Source organism: Labilibaculum manganireducens, assembly GCF_002843385.1.
GTDB lineage: Bacteria > Bacteroidota > Bacteroidia > Bacteroidales > Marinifilaceae > Labilibaculum > Labilibaculum manganireducens.
Genome location: NZ_MVDE01000035.1, coordinates 12669 through 34661, shown reverse-complemented (window position 1 = coordinate 34661; position 21993 = coordinate 12669). Strand labels below are relative to the sequence as shown.

Genomic DNA, 21993 nt, shown 5'->3' with positions numbered 1-21993 from the left:
AGATTATCTTTGATTAAGAATTTTCGTTATGGTCAGATGGTTTACAACAGGCTTGATTATTTTATTTGCTTTTGCTGGTTCGGCATCAGCAAAGGAGTTGTGCAGTATTCGCTCATTTTCACAACAAGACACTGTCGTTTTCCTCGATACCAATTTGCATGTAAATCTCGACGAGGTTAAAATTTTACGCTACAAAAAAAAGAGAAGAAAGCACTATCAAAACACAAGGCAATACTGGCGGATGGTTCGAAATATTCGTATCGTTTATCCATATGCCGAGGCCGCCAATGAAACCATCGGGAAGCTTACCAAAGATTTAGAAGGAATTGAAAGCAAAAAAGAACGCCGTAAACTCATCCGAAAAGAATACAATGGCTTGATGAAAGATTACAAAAAACCTCTGATGAAACTCAGAATTTCGCAAGGCAAATTGTTGATGAAGTTAATTGATCGGGAAACCGGAAACACCGGCTACAATCATTTAAAAGAGTTGAAAGGATCATTTACAGCAATATTTTGGCAATCGGTGGCTGTGATGTTTGGTTCATCGCTAAAAGCAGAATACGATCCTTTGGGCAACGATTGGATGATTGAAGAAATACTCGACAGAATGAAACGAGGCGAACTGCTGCCTCCGGGAAAATTGCCTTTAAGGAGGATCAATTAAAATTAAAAACCTTCTGAAAGCCCCGGGAAGAGCGCTTACTTTTGCGAAGGGAGAATCACAGGGACGAAGGACGGTCCGCAGAACAGAAGGGTCAATAGAATGGGTATTTTTGTGTTGATTAACGTGTTTATTTCTTATAAATTGATAATCATGTTTTTGTTTATTAGAAGCAACCTTTAGTATGTTTCTGCATCAGATAGTTAAAACTTAATGTTATGAGAAAAAAAGTATTGAAGAAGTACAATAAATTAATTGCCGTTCTTTTATCCATTATGGGCATAGGTGGTACAATTTCCTTTACCGGATGCGATGGTGGTGGAAATGGTGCTGTTGAGTATGGAACACCTCATGCAACCTTCAAAATTTACGGTGCAGTAACTTCTGAGAATAAGGTGGCGATACCTAATATTAAAGTGAAAATGCAATACGATTCAACTTACACCGATGAAAAGGGAAAGTATGCTTTGCAGGTTGTTGAATTTCCTCAGGATCAAAATTTTACAGTTAGGTACGAAGATATTGATGGCAGTGATAATGGCAGTTACCTTTTAAAAGACAGTATTGTAGAGTTTAAGGATCCTCAGTTTGAAAATAGTACAGGGTCGTGGGATCGTGGCGAAACAGCAAAGGAAGTGAATGTTGAACTATCAGAGGACAAATAATGAATTCGAAACTCTCGTTGCGTAAAAAAATAGCTCTTGAACTTTTTAGAAAATACCGGGACAATGCAAAAAAGCTGCATCAGCTCAATTATATATTTTGGGAATGTACCTTGCGCTGCAATTTGAATTGTTTGCATTGTGGCAGCGATTGTAAAAAAGAAGCCTTGGTAAAGGACATGCCCATTTCCGATTTTATTGGAGCTATTGATGATGTATCCGGTATTGTAGAGCCAAATAAAACCATGATTGTTTTAACAGGAGGAGAACCATTGGTGCGAACTGATTTGGAAATTTGTGGAAAACAATTGTATGAGAGGGGATTTCCGTGGGGAATGGTTTCCAATGGATTTCATCTTACTTTCAAAAGATTGCAATCTCTTTTGCAAGCTGGTTTGCGTGCCGTTACCATTAGTTTGGATGGATTGGAGAATTCGCACAATTGGTTGAGAGGGAATCCAAAAAGTTTTGAAAATGCAGTAAATGCCATTGGGCTTTTGTCCGAAACGGAAGATCTTAAATTTGATGTGGTTACGTGTGTGAATCAAAAGAATTTTAATGAGTTAGGCCAGATCAAGGCGCTGCTTTTATCAAAAGGGGTTAAAGAGTGGCGGCTATTCACGGTTTTTCCGATAGGAAGGGCAAAGGAGCATAACGAATTGCAATTGAATCCGGTACAATTTAAATCTTTGTTCGATTTTATTGCCAGGGAAAGAAAAAAAGGCGACATCAAATTGAACTACGGTTGCGAAGGTTTTTTAGGAAATTACGAAGGTGAGGTGCGTGATAATCTGTTTTTTTGCCGGGCGGGTATTAATGTAGCCTCTGTTCTGATAGACGGTTCCATCTCGGCATGTCCAAATCTTCGGGATAACTTTTCGCAGGGAAATATCTATCACAATAGTTTTAAGACAACCTGGGAGAATCAATATTCCATTTATAGAGATAGAAGTTGGATGAAGACAGGTGAATGCTCCGATTGCAGTTCGTTTAAATATTGCGAAGGGAACGGTATGCACCTGCGTGATGAAAAAACCGGGAAATTGTTATTCTGTCATTTAAATAGAATAAAAGAAGGTGAAGAAGCCTGTAAAGTGTAGATTTCCCTAACGTTTAGTGCTTAAATATTCCTCCATTCTGCGATCAAACATCTGGTTTTTCTCTAAGTAATCAGCAAACTTATTGTGCCCCGATTCCTCAATAAATTTCTTTAAATCGTCAAAGGCTTGTTCTTTTTTTTCCTCGATATTCATTCTGTACAGGTTCATGTATTGTTCAGCCTTTCTTTCCCATTTATATTTTTTAATGATGATTGCTTTGAGTAGAAAAGAAATTAACAGGCTTGATATTAGTAGAATAAAGCGTGAGGTTTCAGGAAAAAGAAGTACAGGCAGCATCAGGAAAAAAACCGGTAAAAAGGAGGCAATGCAAAATATTCCTATAATTATGTTGTTGTAGTATTCGGAAAAATGAATCAATTTCTTTTTTTGCGAGGAATAAAAAATCAGCCAGTTGACAAATAGATTCAGAGCCATGCTATACAGAAGAATTGCCGCCTCATACGCAGAATTAAGGGAGAAGAAAACAGCGGCAAAAAGGATTAAATTGGAAAAGATGAAAGGATAGATGTGATTTTCGGCAGCATCTTTGGTGTTTCGGTTTTTCATAGAAGGAATTATGATGTTGGCTAATGGCAAGCAACCAAAAGCCAACAGCTAATGGTTTATTTATAATGCCATAATTGTTTTCACTACATTGTCTGCGCCATCACCAATTTGAGCAATTGTTGCATCAAGCATATAGCAAGGAGTTGTCACAATTTTATTCTCTTTATCAAATACAATTTCACCGTGAGTTGTTGTAACATGAGTTGCTCCCATTTTAGAAATTGCTTCAGCAGTTTCTTCATCTTGTCCGATGGTAACTTCAACATCTCCCAGAACTTTTGCAATAAGGGCAGGAGCGATGCATAAGGCACCGATTGGTTTTTTTGCTTTGTGCATCGCTTTTAAGGCGGCTTCAGCATCTGGATTTACCTGACAGCCTGCACCTTCAAAAGCAAATGTGCATAGATTTTTTGCAACACCAAATCCTCCGGGGAAAAGAATGGCATCAAACTCGTCGGCCGAGAACTCCTTTAAATCTTTGATATTTCCTCGTGCAATCCGGGCAGCCTCGACCAATACATTTCTTGTTTCGGGCATTTCTTCTCCTGTAATATGGTTAATTACATGGTATTGATTGACGTTTGGAGCAAAAACCTGATAGCTTCCTCCGTTTTTTGAAATGGAATATAAGGCTAAGGTTGCTTCATGAATTTCAGAACCATCATAGACACCTGATCCTGCTAGAACAACTGCAAATTTTTTCTTTGAATTCATTTTTAGATACTTTATTTTACGGTTTATGATGTTTGTTTTAAATAAACGAATATCTGTTCTTTATATTTCATTGTGGAATTAGCCTGAACTAATTCCATTTTTATAAATACAAATTATAAGAATGAAGACGAAACGTATATTTGTTGCAATAAAGATAGATAATACACATCAAATTAATGAGCTTTTTCGTCAAGTTGGATTTGATTTAGATGAAGAAAGAATAAAATGGGTGAATAAAAACGGATTTCATATTACGCTTCTTTTTCTGGGAGAGACAGGTATTGAGGAAATGGCTGCGATTATGGATAAATTGAAGACGATTGGAGCTGATTTTGATGTTTTTCGGTTGAATTTAAAATCGCTCGGCGCTTTTCCTTCAATCGAGCACCCAAGAATTTTATGGGCTGGCATTAATTCAACTTCAGGCTTATATAAACTGCAGGAGAAAATTCGAATTCACCTTGAAAGTAAAGTGTCTGAGGATTATAAATATACACCTCACCTTACTATTGGCAGGATTAAAGGAGGAGTTAAGAATCCTGAAAAGGTAAAGAAATGCCTGCTGAAATGGAAAGAATGGGAAGATAGTGAGCTTCTTATCGATAAGTTTGTACTCATGGAAAGTTTACTTACGAAAGATGGACCCGTTTATCATGTTTTGGAAGCTTTTAGCTTGAAAAATCAGAATGTGTGAGTTGTTTTTCATTCGTAAAGTGTTGAAATAAATAATTATAAACGGCTTTTAAATTTTCCTCTCATCAGGATTTTTTAAATTAATGATTAAATGTAAATTTGGGCTACTTAAAAATATTCGAATATGATTACGATAGAAACATTGGTGTTTAATCACTGGCAGGAAAACACATACATATTACATGATGAAACAGGGGAGGCAGTCTTGATTGACTGTGGTGTTTTCTTTAAAGACGAAGGCAGAAAGCTGATTGATTTGGTTGAAAAGAAAGGGCTGAAACTGGTAAAGCAGTTGAATACACATTTGCATATCGATCATGTTTTGGGCAATCAATTTATGAAAGATCAGTTTGGTCTGCTTACTGAAGCTCATAAAGATGATGAATTTTTGTTGGCTGAAGCTCCTAATTACGGGGTTCGATTAGGATTGGAAAATGTAGTGGAGCCACCTCCTATTGGGAAGCTGATTAAGGAAGGTGACATTATTAAATTTGGAAATTCGGAGTTGAAAGTGATTCATGTTCCCGGACATTCACCTGGTCATGTGGTGTTTTATAATGAGAAACAAAAATTTTTAATTGCAGGTGATGTTTTATTCCGCGAAAGTATTGGGCGAACCGATTTACCTTACGGAAATTACGAGCAATTAATTGAAGGAATCAAAACCAAACTTTTGGTTCTTGACGATGAAGTTTGTGTTTACCCAGGGCATGGGCCGGCAACTTCTATCGGACATGAAAGATCTAAGAATTTGTTTTTAAAAGGATTGAGTTAAATCAATTAAAATATTCCAGAGGGTGTCCAAAAAGTATTGTTCTATTTGTCATTCTGATCCCGATGAATCGGGACGAAGAATCTTTCATTTTGAAAAACAGATGTTTCGACTTTGCTCAACATGACAATTCAATACAAAATATTTCTTTTTGGACACCCTCTCTTTGTATCCCAAACTCACTTAAAAGAAAGCTGTAAATGTGATAAAAATCATATTTGTATCACTCTATAAAACAGTTTATTAAGAGGGATTGTTGTTGGGTATGAGGATATTGGATAACAGTGATTAAATTCAGGGTTCAACCTCCTCGTAAATTTAAATCTTTTACTACTTTTACGAACACAAATATTTTATAAACAACACCTAATTTAAACAACAATATGGCAACTGAAAAGTTTGTTTCCCGTCACATTGGACCTCGTAACGGCGATATTAAAACAATGTTGGAAACTGTTGGTGCTCCTTCTCTGGAAGCCCTGATTGATGAAACAATCCCTTCAGATATTCGTTTGGAAAAAGCATTAGACCTTCCAAAAGCATTATCAGAATACGAATATTTTTCGAAGATTAAAGGAATTGCTGCTAAAAACAAAGTATTCCGAACATTCATAGGACAAGGGTATTACGATACCATTACTCCGGCTGCTATTCAGCGAAATGTATTGGAAAATCCAGGATGGTATACCCCTTATACACCCTATCAGGCAGAAGTATCGCAGGGTAGATTGGAAGCTTTATTGAACTTCCAGACTATGATTTTGGATTTAACCAAAATGGAACTTGCTAATAGCTCTCTTTTAGATGAAGCAACTGCCGTAGGAGAGTCAATGTATATGATGCAGGCTCTGCGTTCCCGCGCCAAGAAAAAGGCTGATGCAAATCAGTTTTTTGTTGATAAGAATGTTTTTGCTCATACTCTTGACGTTTTAACTACTCGTGCAACTCCTCTGGGAATCGAGCTTGTTGTTGGTGATTTCAATACATTTGAATTTACTGATCAGGTTTTTGGAGCTATCGTTCAATATCCGGCTTCAAACGGTAGTATTCAAGATTATGCAGCTTTTGTTGAGCGTGCTCATCAGGCTGAAGCATTGGTTGCTGTATCGGCTGATTTAATGAGTTTAGTGCTGTTAACACCTCCAGGTGAGTGGGGTGCTGATATTGTTGTCGGTACATCTCAGCGTTTTGGTGTTCCAATGGGATATGGCGGACCTCATGCAGCATATATGGCTTGTCGCGAAGCTTACAAAAGAAGCATTCCCGGACGTATTATTGGCGTTACCAAGGATGCTCAGGGAAACAATGCTTTGCGTTTGGCTTTGCAAACCCGCGAACAGCATATTAAGCGCGAAAAAGCAACCTCTAATATCTGTACAGCGCAAGCCTTGTTAGCTACAATGGCTGGTTTCTATGGTGTTTATCACGGTCAGGAAGGTTTGAAGAGAATTGCAATGCACATTCATTCAGCTGCAGGTATCTTATCTGATGGATTAAAATCCTTGGGGTATCAACAAACTGTTGAAAACTTCTTTGATACTTTGCAGGTTGTAATTCCTGCCGGGGTTTCTGTTGAGGAAATTCGCAAAGCTGCATTGCAGGCTGAATTCAATTTCTATTACATTAACGATACTACAATTGGTATTTCAATTGACGAGAAAATTAGTGCAGAGGAATTAAGTGCTGTTCTTACCATTTTCTCAAAAGCAGCAGGTAAAAATGAAGTTGTTGTGGAGGGTATTGAAGATAAAATTTCATTCGATTCAAAATATGCAAGAACAAGTGAATTTTTAACTCTGGATGTATTTAAACGTTACCGTTCCGAAACGGCTTTGATGCGTTACATTAAAAGCTTGGAAAAGAAAGATATTGGATTGAATACATCTATGATTTCTTTGGGATCGTGTACAATGAAGCTGAATGCCGCAGTGGAAATGCTGCCAATCAGCTGGCCGGAGATTGGAGGAATTCATCCATTCGTTCCTGTTGATCAGGCTCTTGGTTACAAGGAAATTATTGAAGATCTTGAAAAATGGCTTTCGGTTATTACCGGATTTGCAGGTTGTACTTTACAACCAAATTCAGGTGCTGCCGGTGAGTATACCGGATTAATGGTGATTCGCGAATATCATATCTCAAGAGGTGAAGGCCATAGAAATGTGGTTTTAATTCCATCATCAGCACACGGAACAAATCCTGCCTCGGTTACAATGGCTGGAATGAAAGTTGTGATTGTCAACTGCGATGAAAACGGAAACGTAGAATTTGAGGACTTAAAAGCCAAAGCAGAAAAACACAAAGATGATTTGTGTGCATACATGATCACCTATCCATCTACACATGGTGTGTTCGAAACAGGTATTAAGGCAATGATGAATCTGATTCATGAAAACGGAGGACAGGTTTACATGGATGGAGCGAATATGAATGCTCAGGTTGGTTTAACAAATCCGGGTACAATTGGTGCTGATGTTTGTCATTTGAATCTTCATAAAACATTTGCAATTCCTCATGGTGGCGGCGGACCTGGTGTTGGTCCAATTGCAGTGGCTGAACATTTGGTGCAATTCTTACCTGCTCACAAATTTGTGAAAACTGGCGGCGAAAATGCAATTACGGCAGTGGCAGCAGCACCATTCGGGTCGGCAAGTGTATTGCCAATTACCTATGGTTACATTGCCATGTTAGGTGCTGATGGCTTGGAGCAAGTTACAAAAACGGCAATTTTGAATGCTAATTATTTGGCTTCATCTTTCGAGAAGCTGGGTTTCAAAATTTTATATAAAGGAGCAAAAGGGCGCGTTGGGCACGAGATGATTTTTGACTGCCGCGAGTTTAATAAATCAGTTGGAATTACCGATACCGATATCGCTAAGCGATTAATGGATTATGGATTCCACGCTCCAACATTATCTTTCCCTGTTCATGGTACATTAATGGTTGAACCAACCGAAAGTGAGCCATTGGAAGAGATGGATCGTTTCATTGAGGCATTGGCGAAAATCAATGAAGAAATGAAAGAGATTGAAGATGGTGTTGCTGATGTTTCTGACAATGTATTGAAAAATGCACCTCACACACATAGGGTATTAACTGCTGATGAGTGGAATCATACATACAATCGTCAAAAAGCAGCTTATCCGTTAAGTTGGGTTGCTGATAATAAATTTTGGCCTTCGGTTGCTCGTGTTGATGATGCTTTTGGTGATAGAAACCTGATGTGTACATGTGCACCATTAGAAGCTTATATGGAAGAACATATCGATGTTGACTAAGTAATATCAGATAAATATTTTAAAATCCGGTGAGTTAATTTTCATCGGATTTTTTTTATAAACAAGAGCGAAATTATGGGCACAAAAAAGGAGGCTGCCCCGGCCTCCTTTTTGTTCTATTACTAACCCTAAAATTTAACTATGAAAATAATGAATTGAATAAATTCATTAAATCTATGTGTGTTTACGTTAGGGTTCTGAAAAAGTTTTGGTTAGTAAGAGCTTAGAGTTTATATTTTGTCTGATTGATTTTCATAAAAATGACTCTTTCCCTTTTGCTGCAAGTCTTTCCTTGAGACGGAAAAAAATGAAAAAAAAATGAAAAAAAGACAGTTTTCTCTTCATTTAACTAAATATTGTAATTGTCAGTAATTCAGATGTTTAAATTAATTTAAAATTCATTTTCAATCACCATACTCAAAATATCTTTTAAATCTATATTCATAGCTGCAACTTGTTGGGGTATAAAACTCGTTGCTGTCATTCCAGGAATAGTATTCGCTTCTAAAATGAAAATTTCATCTTTTCGAAGCATGTAATCAACCCGAACAATCCCTTTACATTTTAAAGCGTCATAAATTTCCGAAGATAAATTCTGTATTTGAAGAGTTAGCTCTTCTGAAATTCTCGCTGGTGTAATTTCATCAGCCATTGTGGGATCGTATTTGGCTTCGTAATCGAAGAATTCCTTTTTAGGCAATACCTCTGTTACTGGAAATACAAGGGATTCTTTTTTTGTCTTCACTAAACCACAGGTGAATTCCAATCCGTCTATAAATTCTTCGATGATAACTTCTTTTCCTTCACCAAAAGCTTTGGCAATGGCTTCATCCAGTTCATCAACTTTTTTAACTTTCGAAATCCCAAAACTAGAACCATCTGCATTTGGTTTCACAAAACAAGGCATGCCCAGATTTTCATTTATTGCTTGGGTCGAATAGTTTTGGTCTATTTTAAGAAGAATCGACTTGGCAACCTTAAAGCCCAACGATTTTAAGTAGGAATTACAAGCATGCTTATTAAAACTAAGCGAACTGCTAAAAACATCGCAGGTTGAATGGGGAACAGCAAGTAATTTTAAATATCCCTGCAAAATTCCATTTTCTCCGGGAGTTCCATGAATTCCAATATACGCGAAATCAAACTTTACCTTACCTTCTTCAGTGCTAAAACTAAAATCATTTTTATCGATCGGATAATATCGATCGTCGATTTTTATATTCCAATCTGGTCCTTTTAGTATTACTAAGTAAGGAGTGTATTTCTCAGCATCCAGACATGAGAAAATATGATTTGAAGTTTGCAGGGAGATTTCAAATTCAGCAGAATCTCCACCTGCAATTACAGCGATTGTTCTTTTCATTGGGTATATTATAGTTTTATTGCTCTTCTTCTTCCTCTATAGGTCTGTTAGAGGTGTAATCTCTCCATTTCTGGATTAAAGTGGACATGTCATCAGGTATCTCCGAATCAAATGAGATATATTCTCCGGTTACCGGATGATTGAAGCCTAATGTTTTAGCATGTAAGGCTTGGCGCGGACAAATTTTAAAACAGTTCTGAACAAATTGTTTGTACTTGGTAAAGGTGGTTCCTTTTCTGATATCATCTCCTCCGTATTCAGCATCGTTGAATAGGGGATGACCAATACTTTTGAAGTGGGCACGGATTTGATGAGTTCTTCCGGTTTCTAAAACACATTCTACCAAATTTACATAGCCAAGTCTTTCCAAAACTCTGTAATGGGTTACAGCATGCTTTCCATGTTCACCATCAGGGAAAACATCCATAACTTTTCTGTTTTTAAGATTTCTTCCAACATGACCCGTTATTGTTCCTTCGTCGTTTTCAAGATTTCCCCAAACCAATGCTCTGTATTTACGGTCACTTGTTTTATTAAAAAACTGCAATCCCAGTTTGGTTTTAGCATCTTCGGTTTTGGCAATTACCAATATCCCGGATGTGTTTTTATCAATACGATGCACCAACCCCGGACGAGGATCTTTTGCATTAAATAAAGGGAGGTTTTGCAAATGAAAAGCCAAAGCATTAACCAATGTTCCCGAATAGTGCCCGTAGGAAGGATGTACAACCATTCCCGGCTCTTTATTAATGATTAAAAAAGCATCATCTTCATAAACAATATTTAAAGGAATATCCTGAGGAATAATTTCAATTTCTCTTGGCGGATAACTCAACACAACGGTGATTACATCCTTTGGTTTTACCTTGTAGTTACTCTTAACAGGTACACCGTTTACCAAAATGTTTCCATTGTCAGCAGCATCTTGAATTTTATTTCTCGATGAGTTTAACATTCGGTCAACTAAGAATTTGTCTATTCTAAGAGGATTTTGTCCAGGATCGGCCTCAAAACGAAAATGTTCGAATTGTTCCTGGTTTGCATCCAAATCTTCGTCAACATTGAAATTATCTAATGGTTCTTTTTCAGTCATTTTTTCAGTTGTTTTAGTAAAGCAAGTTGCTTAAACTTAGTTGCTGCAGAGAATCAGCGCGTTGTAGTTTTACCGAATCCCGTGTTAGCCAGATATCAATTTTAGAACCAGGTTGAATCCTTTGATCGTTATCAAAAGAAGGATATTGTTTCCAAACTTTGGATTGAATAGAATCAAAATGGCTGGTAATTGATTGATCGAATTGTATTTTTCCCAAATTCATATTGGATAGAATGATTTTTTCTTTTGCCTGAGATTTTGTTTTCCCAATTAAATTTGGAGCAATAGTTCCATTGTTATCCCCTTTTCCCAGAACTAAGTCTATGCTTGCGCCTTTATCAACCATACTGCCGGCAAATATTGTATCACCGTTGTATTTTGGAAATAGCACAAGGTTAAAAAATTGATTTTCGGCGTATTCTAATTTTCCAATCTGAAAACCATTGGTTATTAATAATTCATAGGCTTGCCGGAATGAATTATCGACCAAATTAGGGAAACGAACCTGTTCAGGTTTGTTGGCATTAATGGTTAAAAATAAACTTCTCTTTCTTTTAACAACCGCACCAGCTAAAGGTCTTTGGTCAAGAACCGTGCCCGGAGCAAATTTGGGATTGTATATAGAATCGTAGATAGAGAAAACCAATTGCTCAGTTTCCAGTTTATTTCCGGCTTCTTCAATACTCATACCATATAAATCCGGAACTTCAAGTTCTTCTCCGTGATGGGTGTACCATCTTAAACTAATTAGAGTGATCCAAATTAGAACTATTGTAATTAATAAAGCGATTCCAATCTGTATTAGAAATAGCTTACTCGTAAAGAAATTTACTGATTTCATCCTCATTAGGGGCTTTAGAATTCTTTATAAACAACTACCTGCAAAAGAAAATATTGCTTGAATTACTTTTCTTTTGCTTTCTACAAAAATAGCAGAGATTTTTTAGATTATAGAAAAAAATGGAGCAAACCGGAACTAATTATTTGATTTGAGATTAATCCATAAAAAAAGAGCTCCCTCGGAACTCCATCTTCATCAATAATAGAATATTGTCTATTCTATAAAATACAAAAAAGTAAAGAATATAGAATCCTTTACTTTCTGTATATCGTCAACTTAATTTAAAAATTAAGCCTTGTGTTTGTGTTCACTAGAAACAGATAGTTTTTTTCTGCCTTTGGCTCTTCTACGAGATAATACAGCTCTGCCGTTTGCTGAAGCCATTCTCTCTCTGAATCCGTGCTTGTTTCTTCTCTTTCTATTTGAAGGTTGAAATGTTCTTTTCATCGCGAAAAATTTTTATCGAATAAAGTTATTATATGCGTTGATTTCGGATTGCAAAAATAGGGTTTTTTTTAATCTAACAAAAAGATCAGCCCTTTTATTTTCACTAAATATCAAGATGTACTATTTTTTTTGTCTCAAAGAATTCCTCCGAGAAATAATTTGAGCATTCGTAAACACTGATTCTGCTTCCATATTCGGAGATTTCATCATCAAAATCACCACCCTTTAAATAAATTATTCCATTGGGTAAACTATTTTGATCTTTCACCCTACTATTTTTAAGAACCATGTTTACAAATTTTGGGAATGCCGTAACAGCTCTGCTTACAATAAAGTCAAATTTATCTTTAACCTGTTGTACGCGAATGTGTTCGGATTTTACATTTTCCAGATTTAGTGCATTCGCAACTTCGGTTACAACTTTTATTTTTTTCCCGATCGAGTCGATTAAATAAAAACTGCATTCTGGAAATAAAATAGCCAGTGGAATTCCTGGAAAACCACCACCCGTTCCAACATCCATTATCTTTGTGCCGGGAGTAAACTGAATCACCTTGGCTATTGCTAAAGAATGTAAAACGTGATGTTCATAGAGTGAATCCATATCTTTTCTGGAAATAACATTAATTTGCTCATTCCAAAAAGTGTATAATTCTTTTAATCTGAAGAATTTTTGTTCCTGTTCTTCAGTTAAATTGGGAAAGTATTTTTTGATGATTTCCATGCCAAATGTAAATTTAAACTTGGCAAATATAGGCTAAATTTTGAAGATGCGAATGAAAAAGAAGTGAGGATGCTGTTTAGTCTTTTTTCTTATCAATCTTTATCTCAGTATCTTTTAGAGTGTTAAAAAGTAATTCCCGTGCTCGAAATAATTGTGCTTTTACAGTGCCAATAGGCAGATTTAATTCTTTTGCAATTTCCTCATAGGAAAATTCTTCAAAATAGCGCAACTCTATTAGCCTTCGGTAGCGTTCTTTTAAACGACCTACCTCACTGCGCATTATTCGGGCTTTCTGATCCCTAATAAATTCTTGTTCAGGGTTTAGCGTGTTGGATTCCAAAGATATACTTCTCTCGTTTTCAGAGTCATCTTTCCCATCAATAGAAATAGTATTGCCTTTCTTTTTTCGGAGAAAATCAATACAGTTATTGGAAGCAATTTTGAACAGCCAGGTGCTAAATGCATATTTTGGAGAATACTGTTTGATGTTTCTGAATGCTTTCCCAAATGCTTCAAACGTTAAATCTTCTGCATCATTTTTGTTGTTCACCATTTTTAGCAACATGAAGAAGATCGCGTCTTTGTATCTTTTGAAAAGCTCCTCATATGCTTTTTGAGTACCATTAATAGCAGATAAAACAAGCCTGTAGTCGTATTGAGCTTTTTCCGAGAGGTTAGGATTTATTTCCATTGGTTGCTTTTACTGAGAATGAAATTTGTAGACAAAAAATATATTTTTGAAAATAACACAAAAATCTCATATAAGTACGAAGATAAAAATAAATTTTCTTCCTTCAAATGCCTGGTACTTATTTTAAATAAGCTCCTAATTAGTATTATTCTTGTTAAATATATAATTGCAGTGAAAAAGTATAAGTGTGTGAAGAGTAACGCGTAAATACTGATACTGTAAAAGATCATTTTGCTTATTGGTTCTAAGTCAATAAGTAAACGAATTTTGAAGGGAAGGTATTTTCTGCATTTGTAATAATGTCTGTTGATTCTGATCCATTGGTCAAAAGCACAAATTGAAGACAGGTTAATTTTGGCCTCGGGCTGAAGGCACACAGATGCTCCGGAAAGTTTAGCAAGTTGAAAAACCATTAGGTGATCATATCCAGCCTCAAAGTGGGAATGCTTCACAAAACCTTTGTTTGCAAAGAAATCGGATTTTTTATATCCCAAATTATCACCATTTCCGGAATGAGCGTTTCCTGAAGAAGCAAAACCAGCACTTTTGATATTTTTTGAGAGTAAATCGAATTTAAGAAAATTATAAAAAAAGCCTTTTTTGTTCTCAAAATTAGCATAGCCTATGTGTACTCCTTTGTCCCATGAGTCTACGAATTCCTGCAGCCATTTGCTGCTTGAGGGTTTACTATGGATATTGGTGAAAATTATTTTTTCATTCTTAGCTGCTTTAATCCCAATACTTAAGGCCAGCTTTTTGTTGTGTTGAAATTTATCATCCAAAGGTATTTTTGTAGAGCGAAGATGAGGGTATCTTTTCTGAAACTCTGTAATTATCGTCTCGGTTTCATCTTCACTACCATCATTAACCAAAATTAACTCAAAGTCGGGATACTCCTGTTCCAGGAATAGTGAAAGATTTTCTTGTAAATAACATTCCTCATTTTTCACGCATATAACAATAGAAACAGGTTCTGTTTTTATGTTGTGATTGGTTTTTTTCTCTTTTTTGAATAATTGGATGTACCGAAGTTGATATAACATCTGTATGCAAAAAGCAACCAAGAGAACAATGAGGATAGCCCATTGATTAAAAGAAGTCGGCAGAGTAATTATTGTTTCCAAATTCAGGCATGTTTATGTGCCTCAAAAATAAGAGATTCTTATCGATAAAAAAATTTTGATATGCAGATTGATTTATGTTAGCAAAGATGACTTGTCTATGTGTCTGATATTCTAGCTTTAGGGATTGTCAGTTTACCTTCGGACAAGGGAAGTGATTCAGAAATAAGATTAATTAGTATCTTTGCTGCCTGATTTTTTTACTAATTGGTTGAGATACCTGATTGTAAGTAAATATAAATAGGTCATATGGATTTTAAATTACTGAATACAGATACTAAGTCTTCGGCGAGGACAGGGGAGTTAACTACGGATCATGGGAAAATTCAAACGCCCATTTTTATGCCGGTAGGAACACTTGGTTCTGTAAAAGGTGTACATCAGAGAGAGTTAAGAGATGATATTAATGCCGAAATTATTTTAGGTAATACCTATCATTTGTATTTGCGTCCAGGTTTGGATGTGCTGGAGAAGGCGGGTGGTTTACATAAGTTTAATGGTTGGGATCGGCCTATTTTAACAGATAGTGGTGGATTTCAGGTGTTTTCTTTGGCTGAAAACAGGAAGTTATCAGAGGAAGGTGCAATGTTCCGTTCACACATTGACGGCTCGAAGCATTTCTTTACTCCGGAAAATGTAATGGATATCCAAAGAACCATTGGTGCTGATATTATTATGGCATTTGATGAATGTCCTCCCGGAACATCTACTTATGAGTATGCAAAAACTTCACTTGAGCTTACTCAAAGATGGTTAGAGCGTTGTGTGAAAAGATTTGATGAGACAGAATCAAAATATGGTTATTCGCAAACTTTATTTCCGATAATACAAGGTTGTGTTTACAACGATTTGCGGATTAAAGCAGCTGAACATGCAGCATCTCTAAATCGGGAAGGGTATGCAATTGGAGGTTTGGCAGTTGGTGAGCCGGTGGAAGATATGTATTCGATGATAGAGGTTGTAAATGAGGTTCTGCCTAAAGATAAACCGAGATATTTGATGGGAGTTGGAACTCCTGTTAATATATTGGAAGCCATTTCGAGAGGTGTTGATATGTTTGATTGTGTAATGCCTACCAGAAATGGAAGAAATGGTATGATTTTCACAAGTGAAGGAATTATCAATATTAAAAACAAGAAATGGCATGATGATTTTTCACCAATAGATCCTAATGGAACATCATATGTGGATCAGGCCTATTCAAAAGCTTACGTTCGGCATTTGATTCATTCGGGGGAGTTGCTGGGATCCCAGATCTGCAGTATTCACAATCTGGCTTTTTACCTGTGGCTGGTACGCGAAGCAAGAGAGCATATTAATGCAGGAACTTTTGCATCATGGAAAGAAATCATGGTTAAGAAATTAGCTGCCCGTTTATAACTGTTAAAAAAGCTTACAATAGATTCTGCTCGATTGGTAATTGAAGAATAAGTTATACTTTTATTCCGAAATTTGTTATTCTGCAATTTTCGGGAAATAAGGAATTTAAAATTCAGGTTTTGAGAAAATTAGATTTATACATTATCCGAAAGTTTTTGGGAACTTTCTTTTTCGCTATTGTTCTGATAATAAGTATTTCGGTTATTTTCGATTTTTCGGAACATATCGATGAATACATCGATAAGGAAGCTCCTCTAAGGGCAATCATCTTCGATTATTATTTAAATTTCATTCCCTATTTCGCCAATCTTTTTAGTGCGTTGTTTACTTTTATTGCCGTAATTTACTTTACCTCTAAAATGGCTTATGATACTGAAATAATTGCCATTTTAAGCAGTGGGGTAAGCTTTCGCAGATTGATGTATCCTTACTTTATTTCAGCACTAATTATTGGAATATTTTCGTTTCTTCTAAGTAATTATATAATTCCTCCAGCGAATCAAAAAAGGCTGAATTTTACAGCGACCTATATCAGTAAGCAATTCAGAAATAACGAACGTAATATTCACAGGCAAATAGAGCCGGGTGTCTTTATTTACATGATTAATTACGAAACAGCCAGTAATACAGGATATAAGTTCGCGTTGGAGAAATTCGAAGGAAAGGAGCTGGTCTCTAAGTTGACATCCAGATCGATTCGGTGGAGTAAGGAGAAAAATAAATGGACTATAAATGATTATTTTATTCGAAGAATAGATGGGGATAAAGAGTCATTTGAAAACGGAAGGACGAAGGATACAACTTTTAATTTTGGACCGGAAGAGTTTGGCTCTAAAAAAAATATTGTTGAGGCAATGAATTTGCCTCAATTGAACGCATACATTGAACAACAGTCCATGCGTGGTGACAGCAATATTGAAGCTTATAAGATTGAGAAATACAAGAGAATGGCGAATCCGTTTTCGACTTTTATTCTTACGCTTATTGGTGTATCACTTGCATCACGCAAAATTCGTGGAGGAATGGGTTTGCATTTAGGGATTGGACTGCTGTTAAGTTTTTCATTTATACTTTTTATGCAGATATCTATCGTATTTGCAACAAACGGAAGTATGAATCCAATACTTGCTGTTTGGTTGCCTAATATTGTTTTTTCATTCATAGCGGTATATTTGTATCGAATCGCGCCAAAATAGAAAAAATCTAAATAGTTTTTTGTGAATTGATTTGATTATCAAGCTAAAGAGCTTATTTTATATGTGGCTAAATATGGGGTGGAGTTGAGTAGAGTTTTTTTCTACCCTAAAATTTAGTAATGTTGTATCTTGGAATTTCATGAACTGATGAAATTCAACATATATATGAAAGTATATATTTTCTAACTAAATGTACAAATTATGTCATTGAAACGAAACATTCTTGATCTTAGAAAGAGAAAAGAAAAAGTGCTTCAAGGTGGCGGTGAAAAAGCCATTCAGAAGCAAGTTGCGATGGGGAAATTGACTGCCAGAGAAAGAGTAACATCTATTTTAGATGAAGATTCTTTTCATGAATACGATATGTTTGTTGAGCACGAAGCTCGCGACTTTGGTATGGAAAAGAAAGAACTTCACGGTGATGGTGTTATCATTGGTACCGGTACTATTTATGGTGAGCCGGTGTGTATTTTCGCACAGGATTTTACCGTAGCCGGAGGTTCTCTAGGTCTGATGCATGCACGTAAAATTACGAAAATCATGGATCATGCATTAAAAATGCGTGTGCCATTGATTGGTATTAATGATTCGGGGGGAGCCCGTATTCAGGAAGGTGTTAATTCACTGGCAGGATATGGTGAAATCTTTTTCCGAAACACTCTTGCATCCGGAGTAATTCCTCAATTGTCAATAATTCTTGGTCCTTGTGCCGGAGGAGCTGTTTATTCTCCTGCACTTACCGATTTTGTGTTTGTGGTAGAGAACATTTCTAAAATGTTCATTACTGGTCCTGAGGTAATAAAAACAGTTTTGGGTGAGGAAATCACGATGGAAGAACTGGGTGGTGCTAAAGTTCATAGCGAAATAACTGGTAATGCTCATTTTTATGCTCTTAGCGAATACGAATGCTTCGAACAAATTAAGAAGCTGTTAACTTTCATTCCATGGAATAATACTAAAAAAGCTAAGGCATTTCCTCCTAAGCCACCAAGACCAGAATACAAAATTGAAGAAATTGTTCCTTCTGATCCTACTCAGCCATATGATATCCGAAACGTAATCAAATCTGTTGTCGATGATTCTGATTTCTTCGAAAGTATGGAGAATTTTGCACGAAACATTGTAGTTGGTTTTGGTAGAATGAATGGTGAAACGGTTGGTTTTGTTGCTAATCAGCCATTAGTGCTGGCGGGTGTATTGGATTGTGATTCATCAGATAAGGCAGCACGTTTTATTCGTTACTGTAATGCTTTTAATATTCCAATTGTTACCCTTGAAGATATGCCGGGTTATTTACCAGGTGTAGATCAAGAGCATATGGGTGTTATTCGTCACGGAGCTAAGATTCTTTATGCGTACAGTGAAGCTACAGTACCTAAAATTACTGTAATCATCCGTAAAGCCTACGGTGGAGGTTATATTGCAATGAACTCCCGCCATATGAAGGCTGATTTCATGTTCGCATGGCCAAATGCCGAAATTGCTGTTATGGGACCTGATGGAGCCGCTAACATTATCTTTAAAAAGGAGATTATGGCAGCAGCCGATCCTGAAGCTATGAGAAAAGAAAAAGTAGCTGAATACAGAGAGAAGTTTGCTAATCCTTATGTTGCGGCAGCTAAAGGTTATATCGATACAGTTATTGAACCACAGGAAACACGTAACATGTTGTTGCATTCAATTGAGGTTTCAAGTAACAAAGTTGATAGCAGACCTGCGAAAAAACACGGTATTCCTCCATTCTAAAAAGTATTCGACATGGGAAATTTAAAAGAATTCAACGTTGATGGTACTGTTTATACAACAGAACTAACCAAAAAGTTTGAGAATAGAAAGCCTTGGGTTAGACCTAATCCGAAGCATATTAATTCATTCATTCCAGGTACAATTGTTGAGATTTTAGTTAAAGAAGGGCAGGAAGTTAAAGAAGGTGAAAACCTGATGATTCTTGAAGCTATGAAGATGAAGAATCAGATTAAAATGCCTTTTGATGGTAAAATTGCCAAGGTTTATGTAACTGAAGGAGAAAAGGTTCCCAACAGATTATTAATGGTGGAAATTGAGTAATCTTTCTGAACTGAAATAAAAATGAGCCTGTTCGTTATGAACAGGCTCATTCTGTTTTAAGGTTTTTACAGTCTGCTTTTCCAGCAGAAACATTCACTCCATATTTCAGGGCACTCGGGTTCATCTTTAAAAATTCCGAATAATGAAGAGCCACTGCCCGACATTGAAGCATAAACTGCGCCCATGTTGTATAAATCATTTTTAATGTTTCCTAATTTGGGATGATTTGGAAATATGCTGTTTTCAAAATCATTAAAAATTAAGTTTTTCCAGTTTTGGATGGGTTCAGTTATAAGTTCTTTTAATGATTTGTTGGGTTGCGAAGGTGCAACTCTCGAATAGGCTTCGGGTGTGCTGATGTGGATGTTTGGCTTTACCAGAAGTATGTAATACCCGGAAAGGTCAATATGTATCTCTGAGAAAATATCTCCTTTCCCTTCTGCAAAAACAGGTTTGTTGGCAATAAAAAAAGGACAGTCGCTGCCAAGTTGTCCTGCCAGATTTTTCATTTCATCAAATGAAAGTTCTAGCTTATATTTCTCATTTAGCATCTTAATCATGAAGGCGGCATCCGATGATCCTCCTCCTAATCCTGCACCAAATGGAATATTTTTGTGCAGATGAATATTGGTTGAAGGGATATTGCATTTCCTGTAAAGCAAGTCAAATGCTTTGCAGACAATGTTATCCTTATCGTCTATTTTTATAGGAATGCCTGATGAACTGAAGTTGTAGATTGTTTCTTTGTTCGAATCGGCAATTTCCAAACCATCTGTAAGAGGAATGGGGTAAAATATAGTTTCTATGTTGTGAAATCCGTCAGATCTTTTTTCAACGATATTTAAGCCGATATTGATTTTAGCATTTGGGAAGCGAAGCACAAGTAATAAGTTTTATGATTGAATGGTAAAAATACTTGATTTATAAGAGCAAAAAAAATCAATTTGTAGTATTTTTATTTTCTATCTTTGACACTGCATTCTATATTTTTTTTAGAACTTTTTTTGAGCTTGAAAAAGTGCTTAGTGTGCTGATTTTAAAGGAAAAGTAAACTGTTAGAATTTAATATTTTATGGCTGGGGCAAATAAATATAACAATCAACCGAAGAACAAAGTAGATCTTGATTATGGGAAAGTTCCTCCGCAGGCATTAGAGCTTGAGGAAGCTGTTCTGGGAGCATTGATGCTTGAAAAAGATGCAATGATTTCGGTTGGGGATATTTTAAATGCTGATTCCTTTTACAAGGATGCTCACCAAAAAATATACAAAGCTATACTATCACTTTCAATTAACGAGGAACCTGTTGATATCCTAACGGTTACTGAAGAGTTAAAACGACATGGCAATTTAGATGCTGTGGGTGGGCCTTTTTACATTACCCAACTTACAAATAGGGTTGCATCGGCAGCTCACATCGAATTTCATGCACGTATTATTGCTCAAAAGTTTATTCAGCGCGAATTAATTCGGGTTTCATCCGAAATTCAGACTCAGGCTTTTGATGAGAGTGTTGATGTTGCTGATTTGCTGGACAGGGCACAGCAAGATGTTTTTGAGATTGCAGAGGGAAATATCAAAAAAGAATCCTCGCATATTCGTCCACTGGCTGATGAGGTAATCAACCAAATTGTGGAAGCGGGGAAACGAACCGATGGTTTAAGTGGTGTCCCTTCCGGTTTTACTGCATTGGATAGAATTACATCGGGATGGCAAAAATCTGATTTGGTAATTATTGCGGCTCGTCCTTCTATGGGAAAAACAGCATTCGTGTTGTCGATGGCCCGGAATATGGCGGTTGACCACAAAGCACCAATAGCCATTTTCTCACTCGAGATGGGTGGTGATCAGTTGGTGAAACGTTTAATATCAAGCGAAACAGAATTAGGTTCTGAAAAGTTGAGAAGCGGGCGTTTGGAAGATTTTGAATGGGAACAATTACATGTTAAAATTAAAGATCTGGTTGAAGCCCCAATATATGTGGATGACACACCTGGTTTGTCAATTTATGAGCTGCGATCCAAATGTCGCCGTTTAAAGGCGAAACATGATATTAGTTGTATTGTGATTGACTATTTGCAGTTGATGACAGCTGGTTCTGATATGCGTGGCAATCGTGAGCAGGAGGTGAGTTTAATATCACGGCAATTAAAGATCATCGCAAAGGAATTAAACGTTCCGGTAATTGCTCTTTCTCAGTTGAATCGTGGTGTTGAACAAAGAACAGGGGATGCAAAAAAACCAATGCTTTCCGATTTGCGTGAATCGGGTGCAATTGAGCAGGATGCCGATATGGTGTTGTTTATTCACCGTCCGGAAAGATATGGAATAACTGAGGATGCTGAAGGAAATTCATTAATTGGTATTGCAGATATTATTATTGCGAAACACCGTAATGGTGCTGTCGGAGAAATACAGCTTCGTTTCCGTAACCAGTTGGCCCGATTTACCGATTTGGAAGGTGAATCATTAAACCCATTTGCTACGCCGGGTTTAGAGGATGTGAAAACATTCAGTTCCAGCATGAATCAGGAATCTTCCGGCTTTGATGATTTTAGTGCAGGATTTGGTGGGGGCAGCGATTTTGATGATGCTGCACCATTTTAATGACCTTATGAAACGTCT

21 protein-coding genes are annotated in these 21993 nt (G+C 36.6%); 11 read left to right on the top strand and 10 right to left on the bottom strand.

What is annotated here, in order from left to right; genetic code table 11:
• Positions 1-28 precede the first annotated feature (28 nt).
• The 3 genes from BZG01_RS17465 (at position 29) to BZG01_RS17455 (ending at position 2426) form a co-directional block, all read left to right on the top strand.
• Positions 29-667, top strand: coding sequence for a DUF4294 domain-containing protein (locus BZG01_RS17465; RefSeq protein ID WP_101311132.1), 639 nt, complete (start codon positions 29-31; stop codon positions 665-667).
• A 215-nt stretch (positions 668-882) separates the two neighbouring features.
• Entirely contained in the window at positions 883-1329 is a 447-nt protein-coding gene (locus tag BZG01_RS17460) for a radical SAM-associated putative lipoprotein (RefSeq protein WP_101311131.1), read from the top strand.
• Positions 1329-2426 carry a TIGR04133 family radical SAM/SPASM protein gene (locus tag BZG01_RS17455; protein WP_101311130.1) on the top strand — a complete coding sequence of 366 codons (1098 nt, stop codon included), beginning with the start codon at positions 1329-1331 and terminating at the stop codon, positions 2424-2426. The genes BZG01_RS17460 and BZG01_RS17455 overlap by 1 nt, the downstream gene beginning before the upstream one ends.
• A gap of 6 nt (positions 2427-2432) precedes the next feature.
• Here BZG01_RS17455 and BZG01_RS17450 read toward each other — a convergent pair whose 3' ends face one another.
• Both BZG01_RS17450 and elbB read right to left on the bottom strand, forming a co-directional pair.
• On the bottom strand, positions 2433-2993 hold the full coding sequence (locus BZG01_RS17450; RefSeq protein ID WP_101311129.1) for a hypothetical protein: 561 nt from the start codon (positions 2991-2993) through the stop codon (positions 2433-2435).
• A gap of 60 nt (positions 2994-3053) precedes the next feature.
• Positions 3054-3707 carry an isoprenoid biosynthesis glyoxalase ElbB gene (gene elbB / locus BZG01_RS17445; protein ID WP_101311128.1) on the bottom strand — a complete coding sequence of 218 codons (654 nt, stop codon included), beginning with the start codon at positions 3705-3707 and terminating at the stop codon, positions 3054-3056.
• A gap of 121 nt (positions 3708-3828) precedes the next feature.
• Here elbB and thpR point away from each other — a divergent pair, with 121 nt between their 5' ends.
• From thpR to gcvP, 3 genes are all read left to right on the top strand, one after another.
• Entirely contained in the window at positions 3829-4401 is a 573-nt protein-coding gene (gene thpR / locus BZG01_RS17440; protein ID WP_101311127.1) for an RNA 2',3'-cyclic phosphodiesterase, read from the top strand.
• Between the two features lie 123 nt (positions 4402-4524).
• Positions 4525-5175: an MBL fold metallo-hydrolase gene (locus BZG01_RS17435; protein ID WP_101311126.1), complete on the top strand. Its 651-nt coding sequence runs from the start codon at positions 4525-4527 to the stop codon at positions 5173-5175.
• A 380-nt stretch (positions 5176-5555) separates the two neighbouring features.
• Positions 5556-8447: an aminomethyl-transferring glycine dehydrogenase gene (gcvP, locus tag BZG01_RS17430; RefSeq protein ID WP_101311125.1), complete on the top strand. Its 2892-nt coding sequence runs from the start codon at positions 5556-5558 to the stop codon at positions 8445-8447.
• 391 nt (positions 8448-8838) lie between these two features.
• On the opposite strand, the gene BZG01_RS17425 is transcribed toward gcvP, so the two are convergent.
• The 7 genes from BZG01_RS17425 to BZG01_RS17395 all read right to left on the bottom strand — a co-directional run bounded on the left by BZG01_RS17425 (position 8839) and on the right by BZG01_RS17395 (position 14730).
• Positions 8839-9810, bottom strand: a complete 972-nt coding sequence (locus BZG01_RS17425) for a D-alanine--D-alanine ligase (protein ID WP_101311124.1) — start codon at positions 9808-9810, stop codon at positions 8839-8841.
• 16 nt (positions 9811-9826) lie between these two features.
• Positions 9827-10903, bottom strand: a complete 1077-nt coding sequence (locus BZG01_RS17420) for an RluA family pseudouridine synthase (protein ID WP_101311123.1) — start codon at positions 10901-10903, stop codon at positions 9827-9829.
• A gap of 13 nt (positions 10904-10916) precedes the next feature.
• Positions 10917-11744, bottom strand: coding sequence for a PASTA domain-containing protein (locus BZG01_RS17415; protein ID WP_180327375.1), 828 nt, complete (start codon positions 11742-11744; stop codon positions 10917-10919).
• 288 nt (positions 11745-12032) lie between these two features.
• On the bottom strand, positions 12033-12191 hold the full coding sequence (gene rpmH / locus BZG01_RS17410) for a 50S ribosomal protein L34 (protein WP_096429514.1): 159 nt from the start codon (positions 12189-12191) through the stop codon (positions 12033-12035).
• A 103-nt stretch (positions 12192-12294) separates the two neighbouring features.
• Positions 12295-12915: a 16S rRNA (guanine(527)-N(7))-methyltransferase RsmG gene (gene rsmG / locus BZG01_RS17405; protein ID WP_101311121.1), complete on the bottom strand. Its 621-nt coding sequence runs from the start codon at positions 12913-12915 to the stop codon at positions 12295-12297.
• Between the two features lie 76 nt (positions 12916-12991).
• Positions 12992-13606, bottom strand: a complete 615-nt coding sequence (locus tag BZG01_RS17400) for an RNA polymerase sigma factor (protein ID WP_101311120.1) — start codon at positions 13604-13606, stop codon at positions 12992-12994.
• Positions 13597-14730 (bottom strand): glycosyltransferase, encoded by a 1134-nt coding sequence (locus BZG01_RS17395; RefSeq protein WP_143470934.1) that lies wholly within the window; start codon positions 14728-14730, stop codon positions 13597-13599. Before BZG01_RS17395 ends, BZG01_RS17400 begins: the two co-directional genes overlap by 10 nt.
• 246 nt (positions 14731-14976) lie before the next feature.
• Here BZG01_RS17395 and tgt point away from each other — a divergent pair, with 246 nt between their 5' ends.
• From tgt to BZG01_RS17375, 4 genes are all read left to right on the top strand, one after another.
• Positions 14977-16107 (top strand): tRNA guanosine(34) transglycosylase Tgt, encoded by a 1131-nt coding sequence (gene tgt, locus BZG01_RS17390; protein WP_101311118.1) that lies wholly within the window; start codon positions 14977-14979, stop codon positions 16105-16107.
• Positions 16108-16226: 119 nt separating this feature from the next.
• Complete coding sequence (locus tag BZG01_RS17385; RefSeq protein WP_101311117.1) at positions 16227-17303, top strand: LptF/LptG family permease; 1077 nt, start codon at positions 16227-16229, stop codon at positions 17301-17303.
• Positions 17304-17504: 201 nt separating this feature from the next.
• Positions 17505-19049, top strand: coding sequence for an acyl-CoA carboxylase subunit beta (locus BZG01_RS17380; RefSeq protein ID WP_101311116.1), 1545 nt, complete (start codon positions 17505-17507; stop codon positions 19047-19049).
• Between the two features lie 12 nt (positions 19050-19061).
• Complete coding sequence (locus BZG01_RS17375; RefSeq protein ID WP_101311115.1) at positions 19062-19370, top strand: biotin/lipoyl-containing protein; 309 nt, start codon at positions 19062-19064, stop codon at positions 19368-19370.
• Between the two features lie 65 nt (positions 19371-19435).
• On the opposite strand, the gene ispE is transcribed toward BZG01_RS17375, so the two are convergent.
• Positions 19436-20251, bottom strand: coding sequence for a 4-(cytidine 5'-diphospho)-2-C-methyl-D-erythritol kinase (gene ispE, locus BZG01_RS17370; protein WP_101311114.1), 816 nt, complete (start codon positions 20249-20251; stop codon positions 19436-19438).
• A 191-nt stretch (positions 20252-20442) separates the two neighbouring features.
• Between ispE and dnaB the strand changes: the two genes are divergently transcribed.
• Positions 20443-21975, top strand: coding sequence for a replicative DNA helicase (gene dnaB, locus BZG01_RS17365; protein WP_101311113.1), 1533 nt, complete (start codon positions 20443-20445; stop codon positions 21973-21975).
• Positions 21976-21993: the final 18 nt, after the last annotated feature.

Excerpts from the sequence above, each read along its gene's own strand:
- BZG01_RS17465 (WP_101311132.1), top strand. The coding sequence starts at position 29 with ATGGTCAGATGGTTTACAACAGGCTTGATTATTTTATTTGCTTTTGCT.
- BZG01_RS17460 (WP_101311131.1), top strand. The coding sequence starts at position 883 with ATGAGAAAAAAAGTATTGAAGAAGTACAATAAATTAATTGCCGTTCTT.
- BZG01_RS17455 (WP_101311130.1), top strand. The coding sequence starts at position 1,329 with ATGAATTCGAAACTCTCGTTGCGTAAAAAAATAGCTCTTGAACTTTTT.
- BZG01_RS17450 (WP_101311129.1), bottom strand. The coding sequence starts at position 2,993 with ATGAAAAACCGAAACACCAAAGATGCTGCCGAAAATCACATCTATCCT.
- elbB (WP_101311128.1), bottom strand. The coding sequence starts at position 3,707 with ATGAATTCAAAGAAAAAATTTGCAGTTGTTCTAGCAGGATCAGGTGTC.
- thpR (WP_101311127.1), top strand. The coding sequence starts at position 3,829 with ATGAAGACGAAACGTATATTTGTTGCAATAAAGATAGATAATACACAT.
- BZG01_RS17435 (WP_101311126.1), top strand. The coding sequence starts at position 4,525 with ATGATTACGATAGAAACATTGGTGTTTAATCACTGGCAGGAAAACACA.
- gcvP (WP_101311125.1), top strand. The coding sequence starts at position 5,556 with ATGGCAACTGAAAAGTTTGTTTCCCGTCACATTGGACCTCGTAACGGC.
- BZG01_RS17425 (WP_101311124.1), bottom strand. The coding sequence starts at position 9,810 with ATGAAAAGAACAATCGCTGTAATTGCAGGTGGAGATTCTGCTGAATTT.
- BZG01_RS17420 (WP_101311123.1), bottom strand. The coding sequence starts at position 10,903 with ATGACTGAAAAAGAACCATTAGATAATTTCAATGTTGACGAAGATTTG.
- BZG01_RS17415 (WP_180327375.1), bottom strand. The coding sequence starts at position 11,744 with ATGAAATCAGTAAATTTCTTTACGAGTAAGCTATTTCTAATACAGATT.
- rpmH (WP_096429514.1), bottom strand. The coding sequence starts at position 12,191 with ATGAAAAGAACATTTCAACCTTCAAATAGAAAGAGAAGAAACAAGCAC.
- rsmG (WP_101311121.1), bottom strand. The coding sequence starts at position 12,915 with ATGGAAATCATCAAAAAATACTTTCCCAATTTAACTGAAGAACAGGAA.
- BZG01_RS17400 (WP_101311120.1), bottom strand. The coding sequence starts at position 13,606 with ATGGAAATAAATCCTAACCTCTCGGAAAAAGCTCAATACGACTACAGG.
- tgt (WP_101311118.1), top strand. The coding sequence starts at position 14,977 with ATGGATTTTAAATTACTGAATACAGATACTAAGTCTTCGGCGAGGACA.
- BZG01_RS17380 (WP_101311116.1), top strand. The coding sequence starts at position 17,505 with ATGTCATTGAAACGAAACATTCTTGATCTTAGAAAGAGAAAAGAAAAA.
- BZG01_RS17375 (WP_101311115.1), top strand. The coding sequence starts at position 19,062 with ATGGGAAATTTAAAAGAATTCAACGTTGATGGTACTGTTTATACAACA.
- dnaB (WP_101311113.1), top strand. The coding sequence starts at position 20,443 with ATGGCTGGGGCAAATAAATATAACAATCAACCGAAGAACAAAGTAGAT.